Annotated in this window: 9 protein-coding genes; 8 read left to right on the top strand and 1 reads right to left on the bottom strand. The window is 68.2% G+C overall.

The features are described from left to right. The first annotated feature begins 151 nt into the window (after positions 1–151). The 3 genes from GR702_RS01135 to metK are packed head-to-tail and all read left to right on the top strand — an operon-like array spanning position 152 to position 4,181. Entirely contained in the window at positions 152–1,147 is a 996-nt protein-coding gene (locus GR702_RS01135; RefSeq protein ID WP_160984110.1) for a DUF4167 domain-containing protein, read from the top strand. 60 nt (positions 1,148–1,207) lie between these two features. Beyond that, on the top strand, positions 1,208–2,923 hold the full coding sequence (gene lnt / locus GR702_RS01130) for an apolipoprotein N-acyltransferase (protein WP_160984109.1): 1,716 nt from the start codon (positions 1,208–1,210) through the stop codon (positions 2,921–2,923). A 40-nt stretch (positions 2,924–2,963) separates the two neighbouring features. After that, complete coding sequence (gene metK / locus GR702_RS01125; protein ID WP_160984108.1) at positions 2,964–4,181, top strand: methionine adenosyltransferase; 1,218 nt, start codon at positions 2,964–2,966, stop codon at positions 4,179–4,181. A 127-nt stretch (positions 4,182–4,308) separates the two neighbouring features. Here metK and GR702_RS01120 read toward each other — a convergent pair whose 3' ends face one another. Continuing rightward, a complete protein-coding gene (locus GR702_RS01120) occupies positions 4,309–5,760 on the bottom strand; it encodes an NAD-dependent succinate-semialdehyde dehydrogenase (RefSeq protein ID WP_160984107.1) in 1,452 nt (483 codons plus the stop codon). A 226-nt stretch (positions 5,761–5,986) separates the two neighbouring features. Between GR702_RS01120 and GR702_RS01115 the strand changes: the two genes are divergently transcribed. The 5 genes from GR702_RS01115 to GR702_RS01095 all read left to right on the top strand — a co-directional run bounded on the left by GR702_RS01115 (position 5,987) and on the right by GR702_RS01095 (position 12,096). Beyond that, positions 5,987–7,444, top strand: a complete 1,458-nt coding sequence (locus GR702_RS01115; protein ID WP_160984106.1) for an aldehyde dehydrogenase family protein — start codon at positions 5,987–5,989, stop codon at positions 7,442–7,444. Positions 7,445–7,508: 64 nt separating this feature from the next. Then, positions 7,509–8,309 carry an SDR family NAD(P)-dependent oxidoreductase gene (locus GR702_RS01110; RefSeq protein WP_160984105.1) on the top strand — a complete coding sequence of 267 codons (801 nt, stop codon included), beginning with the start codon at positions 7,509–7,511 and terminating at the stop codon, positions 8,307–8,309. 2 nt (positions 8,310–8,311) lie between these two features. Beyond that, positions 8,312–9,631: a cytochrome P450 gene (locus tag GR702_RS01105; protein ID WP_160984104.1), complete on the top strand. Its 1,320-nt coding sequence runs from the start codon at positions 8,312–8,314 to the stop codon at positions 9,629–9,631. 8 nt (positions 9,632–9,639) lie between these two features. After that, a complete protein-coding gene (locus tag GR702_RS01100) occupies positions 9,640–10,665 on the top strand; it encodes an NADP-dependent oxidoreductase (protein WP_160984103.1) in 1,026 nt (341 codons plus the stop codon). Positions 10,666–11,094: 429 nt separating this feature from the next. Beyond that, positions 11,095–12,096, top strand: a complete 1,002-nt coding sequence (locus GR702_RS01095) for an LLM class flavin-dependent oxidoreductase (protein WP_160984102.1) — start codon at positions 11,095–11,097, stop codon at positions 12,094–12,096. The last annotated feature ends 175 nt before the right edge of the window (positions 12,097–12,271 follow it).

Here is a 12,271-nt window from a genome sequence, read left to right as displayed (position 1 = left end):
TCGCCTCCAGCATTTGCTAGCGGTCGTGTCACAGGCACGGCAACGCAGATGTGGAACTCGCGGCAGCCGGGGGCCAGCCGGGATCACAGACGTTCGGCAGGCCGGCCCGGGAGGCTCGGGTCGATGCCAGGGGTTTTGAGGAACTTCATCCTTGAATAACAATCGTGGTAACAACAACAATAACCGCAGGCGTGGCCGCGGTAACAACAATCGCCAGCAGGGCGGCCAGCAGACGAACCGGATCGACAGCAGGGCCCGCGGCAACGCGCCCCAGATGCTCGAGAAGTATCGGAAGCTGGCGCACGATGCGCATCTCAACGGAGATCGCGTGACGGAGGAATACAACCTCCAGTTCGCCGATCACTACTTCCGCGTCATCGCGGACCAGAAGCAGCGCCAGGAAGAATCGCGCCAGCCGCGCCGCGACGATCGTCCGTCCGACTATGGCGACGATTACGGGGTCGAGTACGATCCCTACGGCGAAGCTCCGGCACCTTCCGCGCAGCAGCAGAGTGACCGCGCACCGCGTCAGGACCGAGAGCCCCGTCAGGACCGAGAGCCCCGTCAGGACCGAGAGCCCCGCCAGGACCGTGAACCGCGTGAGCATCGGGAGCCTCGTGGAGATCGCGGCGAACAGCGCGGCGAGAACCGCCAGGAACCGCGTTTCGAGCGCGAGCAGCGCGCCGAGCCGGTCGCCGACGAAGCGGCCGAGGAATACGCCGGTAATGGCACCGGCACCGAGCCGGTCGCCGGTTCGGTGTACGAGCCGCCCGAGAACCCCTTCGTGCGTGACAGCCGTGGCCCCGGTCGTGGCCTGAAGCAGCGCAAGCCCCGCGCTCCGCGCGGCGGCGATGTCGCCGAGGGCGAAGCTGCCACCGCTTCCGCTTTGCAGGGACCGGCTGATGCAGGCGCCGAGGCTCCGCAGGGCGACTTCGACGCGGCGACCCTGCCGCCCGCCATCTCCGCGCGCCCCGCACGCAAGCCGCGCGCCACAGCGCCCGTCGCAGCTGCCGAGGCGGAGGCCCCGGCCGAAGCTCCCGCCGGAGCGGCTGGCGAACCCGCCGCCGAGGAGAAGCCCCGTCGCCGTCGCACCCGCAAGCCCGCGGCCGACGATGCAGGAGTCACTCCCGAAGCCGTGAACGGCTGATCATCCATCCCGGCGTGATGCAAGCAGGCTTGCGTCACGCCGGTGGGGCCTTACAAGCCCATGGCGATGCAGTCCGAACGGCGCGCTTCGCCCTTTCCCCCCTTCCTTGCCAGCATGCTGGCTCCCGGCAAGGCGCGCGGCCGTGCCCTTGCCGCCATGGCTGCGGGAGTGCTCGCCGCCTGCGGTTTCCAGCCCCTCGCGCTTTGGCCGTTGACGCTTCTGGCGATCGCGTGGCTGCTTGAACTGGCCATGCAGGCGCGCACCGGGCGGCAGGTCTTCGCGCTCGGCTGGTTCTTCGGCCTCGGCCATTTCACGCTCGGCAACAACTGGATCGCAACGGCCTTCACCTACCAGGCCGAGATGCCCGCATGGCTCGGGATGATCGCGGTGGTGCTACTGGCCCTCTACCTCGCGTTGTTCCCCGCCGCCGCGACCCTGGCGGCATGGCTGCTGGCCCGACCGGACCGGGGGCAAGGGCAAGGGCGGGGGCGGGGGCGAGTCCGCGCGTTCGGTGCACTCTGCCTCGCCTTTGCCGCAACCTGGATCGTCACCGAGTGGATGCGCGGGTGGCTCTTCACCGGCTTTGCATGGAACCCGCTGGGCGTGGCGCTGCTCGGGCCGTTCGACAGCAGGGGCCTTGCCCTGCTTGCTCCCTGGATCGGCACTTACGGCCTGTCGGGCGTGCTCGTTCTGTTGGCGGCGGTGCCCGGCGTTTGCGCCCGGGCCGCTGTCCCGGCACTCAGCCCCACTGGTGCCGACACGGCAGAGGGCCGCGTGCGGTGGCTCTGGGCGGTGCCTGTTGCCGGGGGCGCAGTGGCTCTCGCCGCCGTCATGTACCTGCCCGCCTCGCGGGAGGTGAAGGGCGCCGTTCCCTACACGCTGGTCCAGCCCGACCTGCGGCAGGAGGTGATCGACGATCCCCGGCATTACGAGCCGAACTTCCTCAAGCTCGCCGCGCTTTCCCTGCCTCGTCGGCCGGGGGACCGAAGGCTGGTGCTCTGGCCCGAATCCGGCCTTGGCGACTTCCTGCGCGACGGCTATCCCTCGTACCTCTACAGCGCCTATACTTACGCCGGTGATCCGGTGGTCGCCCGGCGGCGCATCGGCCGGGTGATCGGTCCCTACGGGCTTCTTCTCACCGGCGCCGTCGATCTCGTGATCGACAGGGGGGACCAGGTGGCCGCGCGCAACTCGGTCACGGCAATCGATGGCGGGGGCGCGATCCTCGCGGGCTACTCCAAGGCGCATCTGGTCCCTTATGGCGAGTACCTGCCGATGCGGGAATTGCTCGAACCCCTGGGCGCCAGCCGGCTCGTCGCCGGCAGCCTGGACTTCTGGCCCGGCCCGGGACCGCGCACGATCGACCTTGGCGCCTATGGCGAGGTGGGCGTGCAGATCTGCTACGAGATCGTCTTCAGCGGCGAGGTCGTCGATCCTGCGAACCGCCCCGACTATATCTTCAACCCGTCCAACGACGGCTGGTTCGGCTCGTGGGGGCCGCCGCAGCATCTGGCGCAGGCGCGCCTTCGCGCGATCGAGGAAGGGCTGCCGGTGCTGCGCTCCACCACCACCGGGATCAGCGCGGTGATCGACGCTGACGGTATCGTGCGCGCCTTCGTGCCCCGGCATCGCACCGGGCGGCTCGACGGGATGATCCCGCCTCCCCATGCGCCCACCGCCTTCGCCCGCTTTGGCAACGCGTTGCCGCTGGCGCTTTGTGCGCTGCTTGCTTTTGCAAGCCTTTGCGTGGTTGCGCTCGGCCGCAGGCGGGGCTAAACCACCCACATAAAGCTTCCTTTATATCCCAAGGTCCATCATGCGCAGCAACTACGTCTTCACGTCCGAGAGCGTCTCGGAAGGGCATCCCGACAAGGTTTCGGACCAGATTTCCGACGCCATCGTTGACCTCTTCCTTTCGAAGGATCCGGAGGCGCGCGTCGCCTGCGAGACCCTGACCACCACGCAGCGTGTCGTCCTCGCCGGCGAAGTGCGGGGCAAAGGCATGATCGACAAGCATGGCCATTGGGAAGACGGCGCGCAGGAGGAAATCCAGCAGGTCGTGCGCGAGACCGTGAAGCGCATCGGCTACGAGCAGGCGGGCTTCCACTGGCAGGATCTCCTGTTCGAGAACCACCTCCATCCGCAGAGCGCGGACATCGCGCAGGGCGTGGACTCCGACGGCAACAAGGACGAAGGCGCGGGCGACCAGGGCATCATGTTCGGGTTCGCCTGCGACGAGACGCCGGACCTCATGCCCGCCACGCTTGACTACAGCCACAAGATCCTCGAGCGCCTCGCCGCCGACCGCCACTCGGGCGCGGCGCCTTTCCTTGAACCCGACGCCAAGAGCCAGGTGACCCTGCGCTTCGTGGATGGCGTGCCGGTGGAAGCGACCGCCGTCGTCGTCTCGACCCAGCACAAGGCGGGCTATCATGAGGGTGAGGGCGATGCGCAGCTCAAGGCCTATGTGAAGAAGGCGGTCTCCGAGATCCTGCCCGAGGGCTTCGTGACCGACGCCACCCGCTTCCACATCAATCCCACCGGCAAGTTCGAGATCGGTGGACCCGACGGCGATGCCGGCCTGACCGGCCGCAAGATCATCGTCGACACTTACGGCGGCGCTGCTCCGCACGGCGGCGGCGCGTTTTCGGGCAAGGACCCCACCAAGGTCGATCGCTCGGCCGCCTACGTCACGCGCTATCTTGCCAAGAACGTTGTCGCCGCGGGTCTCGCCAAGCGCTGCACGATCCAGGTTTCCTACGCCATCGGCGTCTCGGAGCCGCTGTCGCTCTATGTCGACACGCATGGCACCGGCACCGCGACGGACGCCGAACTCGAGGCGGCGATCACGAAGGTCGCGGCGGACAAGCTGGGCGGCCTGACCCCGCGCGGCATTCGCGTGGGCCTTGGCCTGAACAAGCCGATCTACGGCAAGACCGCCGCCTACGGCCACTTCGGCCGCAAGCCCGAGGGCGACCTGTTCCCCTGGGAACGCACCGACCTGGCCGATGCGCTCAAGGCCGCACTTGGCTGAACCTGCGGGGCAGTGACAAGCGCAAAGGCCGGGCCGGAGACAACCTCCGGCCCGGCCTTTTCCTTTGCGAAGATGCGCCTTTTCTGCCGCGCGATACAGGGCATCGCCGGGGCGGCGCGCCAGCGCTTCAGGCGGGCGCGATGCCCATGCACAGGTACTTGACCTCCATGTAGTCGTCGAGGCCGTAGTGCGAACCCTCACGGCCGAGGCCGGACTGCTTGACGCCGCCGAAAGGTGCGACCTCGGTGGAGATGAGGCCGGTGTTGATGCCCACCATGCCCGCTTCCAGCCCCTCGGCTACGCGCCACACGCGCGAGATGTCGCGGGCGTAGAAGTAGCTCGCCAGGCCGAACTCGGTATCGTTGGCCATGCGGATGGCCTCCGCCTCTTCGGTGAAGCGGATCACGCCGGCCAGCGGGCCGAAGGTTTCCTCCCGCGCGAGCTTCATGTCGGGAAGGACGCCCGCGATCACCGTCGGGTTGAAGAAGCTGCCGCCGCGCTCGTTCCGTTGCCCGCCCGCCAGCACGCGCGCGCCGCCGTCGATCGCGTCCTTCAGGTGCTCCTCAACCTTCTCCACCGCCTTCTCGTCGATCAGCGGGCCGACCTCGGTGCCTTCGTCGAGGCCGTAGCCGACCTTCATCCCGCTCACGCGGGCGGCAAGCTTCTCGACGAATTCGTCATAGACGCCGTCCTGCACGTAGAACCTGTTGGTGCATACGCAGGTCTGGCCGCCGTTGCGGAACTTGGAGATCATCGCACCTTCGATCGCGGCATCGACGTCGGCGTCGTCGAAGACGAGGAACGGCGCATTGCCGCCCAGTTCCATCGAGCACTTCTTGATGGTCTCCGCGCACTCGCGCAGCAGGTCGCGGCCGATCTCGGTCGAGCCGGTGAAGGTCAGCTTGGCGACCTTGGGGCTGGCGGTCAGCGCCGATCCGATCTGGCCCGCGCTGCCGGTGACGACGTTGACCACGCCTTTGGGGATGCCGGCCATTTCGCACAGCCGCGCGATCGCGAGCGCCGAGTAGGGCGTGGCGGAGGCGGGCTTGATGACGATGGTGCAGCCCGCCGCCAGCGCCGGGCCCAGCTTTCGGGTGATCATCGCATTGGGGAAGTTCCACGGCGTGATCGCCGCGACGACGCCGACGCCCTGCTTGATGACGACGATGCGCCGGTCGGCGGCATGGCCGGGAATCACGTCGCCATAGGCGCGCTTGCCCTCTTCGGCGAACCATTCGATGAAGCCGGCGCCATAGGCGATTTCGCCGCGCCCTTCGGCAAGGGGCTTGCCCTGTTCGCGGCTGAGCAGTTCGCCAAGGTCATCCTGATGCTCCATCATCAGGTCGTAGAGTTTGCGCATCAGCTTGGCGCGTTCGCCGGCGGTCCTGGCGCGCCAGGCGGGAAGGGCGGCCTCGGCGGCGTCTATCGCGCGTGCGGTTTCGTCCGCGCCCATCTTCGGGACGGTGCCGATGACCGCGCCCGAGCCTGGATCGGTGACCTCGAACGTCGCGCCCGAGTCCGCGTCTACCCACGCGCCATCGATGTAGCACTGGTGCTTCAGGAAGTCGGTGTAGGCCATTTCGCGCGGTTCCTCGTGTGCTTTGCCGGGAGGGGTGCGCCTTGCCGAAGAAGGCGCCTGCGGGTTCCGGCATGGTCTAGGCATCCGCCCTAGACCTTACAAGGCGCGCGCACCTCCTCGCATAATCGAGAGTTGGTCCGTTCACGCCCGCATTGACGCTTCCTCCCGCGTTCACTAGTCTGATCGGCGAACAATTATTCACATATAGGAACCTCGGGAGGGCCCTTTGGATTACGCGGGATACATCGACGGCGCTTTCGTGGTGGGTGAAGGCAAGCGGTTCGCCGTGCAAAACCCATCCGACGAGTCGGTGGTGGCCGAAGTCGTCGGGGTTTCCGAAAGGCAGGCCGATGCGGCGATCAGGGCAGCAAGGCGCGCCTTCGATTCGGGCGAATGGTCCGGCCTGACGATGAAAGCGCGCGCTGCTGCGATGACCCGCTTCGGCGAGGCGATGCGCAGGCGGGCCGACTGGCTCGGGGATTGCGCCGTCAACGAGGCCGGCTGTCCGGTCTCCTCCACGGTGATGGGCGCGCAGGTCCATGTGCCGCTGCGCATGACCGACGAGATCATCGACCTGTTCCTGCACCTGCCCGAGCATGAGGAGAACCCGCTGCCGATCCATGAGCGGGTGAACCCCTACTTCACGGTGCAGAGCGTGAAGCGATGGTCGCCGCTGGGCGTGGTCTCGGCGATCTCGGCCTACAATGTGCCGTTCTACACCGCGTTCTGGAAAGTGGTGCCGGCGCTCATGGCGGGCGACACGGTGATCCTGCGGCCCAACCCGCTGACGCCCATATCTTCTATGATCTTCGCCGAGGCGGCAGAGGAAGCGGGGCTGCCGCGCGGGGTGTTGAACGTCATCGTCGAGCCGGGGCTGGAAGGCGGCCTTGCCATGACCACGGACCCGCGTGTCGACATGGTCTCCTTCACCGGCTCGTGCACGGTCGGCGCCAAAGTGGCGGAGCAGGCCGCGCCCACGCTCAAGCGGCTCGTGCTGGAACTGGGCGGCAAGTCCGCGCAGATATACCTGCCCGATGCAGTCGGCCGCGCGGCTTCGGCGGCGCACTCGGTCTGCACCTCGCACGCCGGGCAGGGCTGCGTGCTGGGCACTCGCGTCTTCGTGCCCGAGGAGAGCAAGGCCGAAGTGCTGGAAGGCATGGCGAAGGCGCTGTCGGCGGTGAAGATCGGTCCGGCCAGCGATCCCGCCACCCAGCTGGGGCCGGTGATCAGCGCCGCCCAGCGTGATCGCTGCGAGCATTTCACACAGGCGGCGGTGGAGGCTGGCGGCCACGTGGTGTGCGGCGGCAAGCGGCCGGAAGGCTTGGACAAGGGCTTCTACTGGGAGCCGACCGTGCTCGACCTGCCGGACAATTCGAACCCCGCCGCGCAGGAGGAGATCTTCGGCCCGGTGGTGGGCGTCATCGGCTACCGCGACCTCGACCATGCGGTGGAGATGGCCAACGACTCGCGCTTCGGCCTCTCGGGCTGGGTGCACGGGGCGAACAAGGTGAAGGCGCTGGAGGTGGGCCTCAGGATCCGCAGCGGCGCGGTCAACGTCAACGGCGCGTTGATGTCGAGCTACGCCAGCGGCGGCGGCATCAAGATGAGCGGCCTTGGCCGCGAGCGCGGCGTCGAGGGCCTGCGCGAATTCCAGCTGATGACGACGCTGAACATCGGCGGGTGAAGGTTGGCCGAGGAACACCGCCCGGCGGCGCGGGACCCGGGAAGGCATGAGAGGAGAGGCACGGATGGACGGACTGGTTCAGGGCAAGGTGGCGCTCATCACCGGCGCGGGCTCGGGCGTGGGGCGCGCGGCGGTGCTGCTGTTCTGCGAGCACGGCGCTAAAGTGATCGCGGCCGACATCGACGGCACCAGTGCCGAGGAGACCGCGAGGCTGGCCGCAGCTGCGGGCGGCGAGGCGGTGGCGGTGACCTGCAACGTCGCCGACCCGACCAGCGTCGATGCGGCGGTGGCAAAGGCGGTGGAGGCCTTTGGCCGGCTCGACGTGGTCTACAACAACGCCGGCATCACCATCAGCCCGATACCCGGCAAGGGTCTGCGCTCGCTGGTCGAGTGCGATCCCGAGGAGATGAAGCGGGTGGAAGACGTCAACATCAACGGCGTGGTCTATGGCTGTCAGGCGGCGATCCGGCAGTTCGAGGCGCAAGGGGGCGGGGGCGCGATCGTCTCCACCGCCTCGGTCGCGGGGCTGATGGGCTATGGCGGCGTGCTCTACGGCACCACCAAGGGCGCCGTCGTCCAGCTTACCCGCGCGCTGGCGATCGAGGTGGCGGACAAGGGCATCCGCGTGAACGCCGTGTGCCCGGCAGGCATGCTCACCCGCTACGCCGGCATGGACCCCGACGGCGAGCACCGCGGCCGGGTCCTCGAAGGCATGGGCAAGGCGCACCCGCTGGGCAGAGCCATCGATCCGCGCGACACGGCGTCGGCGGCGATGTTCCTGTGCTCGGACCTGGCGAGCAACATCACGGGCGTGAACCTGCCGGTCGACGGCGGGCTCTACGCCGGTCGCAAGGTGGGAGGCTGATCATGGCGACCTGTCCCATGCGCGGCGGCAACTCGGCCGCCCTCGCCTCTCTGATGAGCGACAACCCGCGCTACGCCGAGATGTTCGACGTCAACAAGGAAAACGCCAACGCCGGCGTCGACAACAACCGCGACTACACCGATGACATGAACGCGCTGCGCGAGGCGGCGCCGGTCCACAAGGGATCCTTGCGCGAACTGCTCGGCGTGCCGGAGATCGCGCACTCGATGGGGCCGCCGCGCGATGCGATGACCTTCTTCTCATGGCGGGCCTGCGAGATCGGCTTCCGCGAGAACCTGCTGTTCTCATCCGAAGGCTACAACGAGAGCCCCGGCGTGCGCACCATCGGGCCGACAATCCTGTCTATGGTCGGCAAGCCGCACAAGCGCCTTCGCTCCGCCGCGCAGCCGCTCTTCAAGCGGCCAAAGGTGATCGACTGGTGGAACCGTCGCTGGATCGAGGAGACGGTCGACGCGCTGCTCGACCGGCTGCTGGACGAGCAGGCGACCGACCTCAACACCCAGCTCTGCGCCCGCCTGCCGATGGCCACCGTGACCCGCGCGATCGGGCTGGAGGGCGAGGACGTGATCGAGTTTCGCTATCAGCTCAACCGCGCCACGTTCGGTGCGGCCAAGCTGGGCCCACAGGAGGCTGCCGCCTCGCGCGCATGGGTCGATCAGACCTTGCGCGACCTGATCGCCGAGAACACCCGCAATCCCGGCGACAACCTCATCACCGGCCTCATCGCCAGCGAGATCGTCGACGAGGAGGACGGCTTCAAGCGCAAGCTGACCGAGGACGAGATCTTCGGCTATTGCAAGCTGGCGATCTTTGCGGGCGGCGGCACCACCTGGCGGCAGCTGGGCATCACCATCGATGCGCTGATGAACCACCGCCACTTCTGGGAAGCCTGCGCCAAGGACCGCTCGCTGGTCGAGCTGGCGGTGGAGGAATCGCTGCGCTGGCGCTGCACTGATCCGATGATGCCGCGCCTCTGCGTGGAGGACACCGATGTGGAGGGCGTGCCCGTGCCGGCCGGCACCCGCGTGTTCCTGTGCTTCGGCGCGGCGAACCACGATCCCGCCGTGTTCGAGAACCCGCTCGAATACGACATCTTCCGCAAGAAGCAGGCGAACATGGGCTTCGGCTACGGCCCGCACCGGTGCCTCGGCATCGAGGTGGCACGCCAAGAGATGATCGTCGCGATCAACGGCCTGCTGGATCGCTTCCCGAACATGACGCTCGATCCCGCCATGCCGAAGCCGGAATATCGCGGGCTCGAGCACCGGGGCATGACGGCGGTGACCGTGAGGCTGAAGTGAACGGTGCGATGAAGCAGGTCGCCCTGGCCGCCTACGCGCGCGGCAACCCAAGGGCCTCGGACTTCCGCGTGGAGGAGGTGCCGGTGCCGCAGCCGGGACGCGGCGAGATACTGCTTCGCACGCTCTACCTCGCCCTCGACCCGCTGCTGCGCTTCTCGGTGGACGAGACGACGCTGACCGGCGCGAGCCGGGTGGAACCGGGCAGCGTCATGGTGGGGCCAGCGGTGGGCGAAGTCGTCGCCTCCAACCACCCGGACTACGCACCCGGCGACGTCGTCGAGGCCCGCTCGGGCTGGCAGGAGTACTGCGTGCTCGCGCCCGACAAGAGCGACTATCGCGGCCCGCCGCGCAAGCTCGATCCCGCGCGGGCGCCGGTCTCCACCGCGCTCGGTGCCCTCGGCGGGCCGGGGCAGACCGCCTACGAGGGGATCGTCAGGGTCGGCCGCGTCACGGCGGGCGACACGGTGGTGATCTCCGCCGCCGGCGGGGCGGTGGGCTCGATCGCGGGGCAGATCGTCAAGGTGCTCGGCGGTCGCGCGGTCGGCATCGCCGGCGGGGCGGCGAAGTGCGCGGCGCTGCTCGACCTCGGCTTCGATGCCGCGGCGAACTACAAGGCGCCCGACTTCGCCGCACAGCTGGCTGCAGCGCTGCCGCAAGGCGCGGACGTCTACCTCGACAACGTGGGGGGCGACGTGACCATGGCGGTGCTGCCGCATCTCAAACGCGGCGCACGCATGCCGATGTGCGGCTTCATCGCCTATTACGGCGTCGGGATGGAAGGCCCCGGCCCCGATCGCCTGCCCGGTTTCTATCGCCAGATCATGAACAAGGGCCTCGAGATAAAGGGGTTCGCGGGCATGCTGGGCGGGCAGAAGGGGCTGGAGGACATCGCCGGGTGGATGAGAGCGGGCCGGATCCGCTTCGCCGAGGCCTTCGTGGAAGGCATCGAAGCCGCCCCTGAGGCCTTTTCAAGCGTGTTTTCGGGCCACGACCACGTCGGCAAGCTGCTGGTGCGCGTCGCGCCCGAGGCTTGAGCCGGGCGACCGGTTCCGCGCGCGGCCGAAGGCAGACATGCATGCGCTCCACCGGCCTGACCGAGACTCGGGAAATGACTGATATCGTCCCTGCGTGAAGACATGCCTCGTCGGCCTGTCGACCTTGAAGTTTGTCATGCTTCCGGATTTACTGAATCCGCCTGGCAGACACCAGTGCAGCGGAAGGCACGATGTCGGTCTTCCTCGCCTCGCCTCGCCTCGCCTCGCCTCGCCTCGCCTCGCCTCGCCTCGCCTCGCCTCGCCTCGCCTCGCCTCGCCTCGCCTCGCCTCGCCTCGCCTCGCCTCGCAGACGCGGGATCGCGGCCGCGTCCACCGTCCATGGCCGAAAGGGGATGAGCCGATGCACTGCCACCGGTGGGCTCGCCGCGACCGCGCGGACCCGTCCTACAAAGCTTTGGGAGCCTGACTGTGAAGGACTTCAAGATAACCGTTTCGTTCGACATGCGCTCGCCGGAGTGGGCAACGCCCACGCCCGAGCTCTACCGCGCCGCGATCGAGATGGCCGCCTTCGCCGACCGGATCGGCGCCGACCAGATCGGCCTCATGCAGCATCACGGGTCGGACGACGGCTACCTGCCCCAGCCTTTCGCGCTGGCGGGGGGCATGGCGGCAGTGACGAGCCGCATCCGCTTCCTTCTCGGCGCGGTGATCCTGCCGCTCCACGATCCGCTCGAGCTCGCCGAGCAGATAGCGGTGGTCGACAACATGTCGAACGGGCGCCTGGGGGTGATCTTCGGGGCGGGCTATGTGCCCTATGAATTCGCGATGTTCCGCAAGTCCCTCAAGGATCGCGCGAAGCTGATGGACGACGGGCTCGACATCGTCCTTCGGGCGTTGAGGGGCGAGCGGTTCGAGGCGGATGGCCGTCCCATCTTCGTGCGTCCCTTGCCCGTGCAGGAGCCCGAAGACATTGTCCTCGTCGGCGGCGGCGTTCCTGCCGCGGCGAGACGGGCGGCCCGGTTCGGCGTGGGGTTCGGACCCATGAAGGGCGAACTCGTGGACCTCTACCTTGCGGAGTGCGAGCGCCTTGGCCATCGCCCCCGCACCTACTTCCGCCCGCGCCCGGGAATGCCGCTCGCCGTCCACCTCTGCGAGGACCCGGACCGGGGCTGGGAGGCGATCGCGCCGCACGCCGTCCACGTCATCACCGAATATGCCAAGTGGGCGCAGGCCGAAGGCGAGGAAACGAACTCTCCGTTCAAGGGCCTGACCGATCCGGCCGTCCTTCGCCACGCAGGCATGTTCGCCGCGTGGACGCCACAAATGCTGCTGGAGAGGGTAAGCGCTGCGGAAGGCGGCAGCATCGGCTTCCAGCCCTTGCTGGGCGGCCTCTCGCCCGAAGAAGGCTGGAAGAGCCTGAAACTTCTGGAAGCCACGATGCCTGCCCTGCGCGAGGCGATCGGGAGCTGAGGCCGCCTGCATCGAGCCCGGCGGGTTCCACGTCGCGCCGCCGGACTTCGAACCATGCAAATGCCGCAGGCGATGAGGCGCGTTCGCGCTTGCGTGCGGCCGCGCGCGCGGGGCGGACGTTCGCCGCCTTCGTTTGAGCACCTTCCCGCTTCCAATCTTTCTTGCAAGGGCCGCA

It is taken from the genome of Novosphingobium silvae (assembly GCF_009856825.1).
Lineage (GTDB): Bacteria > Pseudomonadota > Alphaproteobacteria > Sphingomonadales > Sphingomonadaceae > Novosphingobium > Novosphingobium silvae.
Note: the sequence above shows the minus strand (reverse complement) of the source record. Positions and strands in the feature narration are given on the sequence as shown.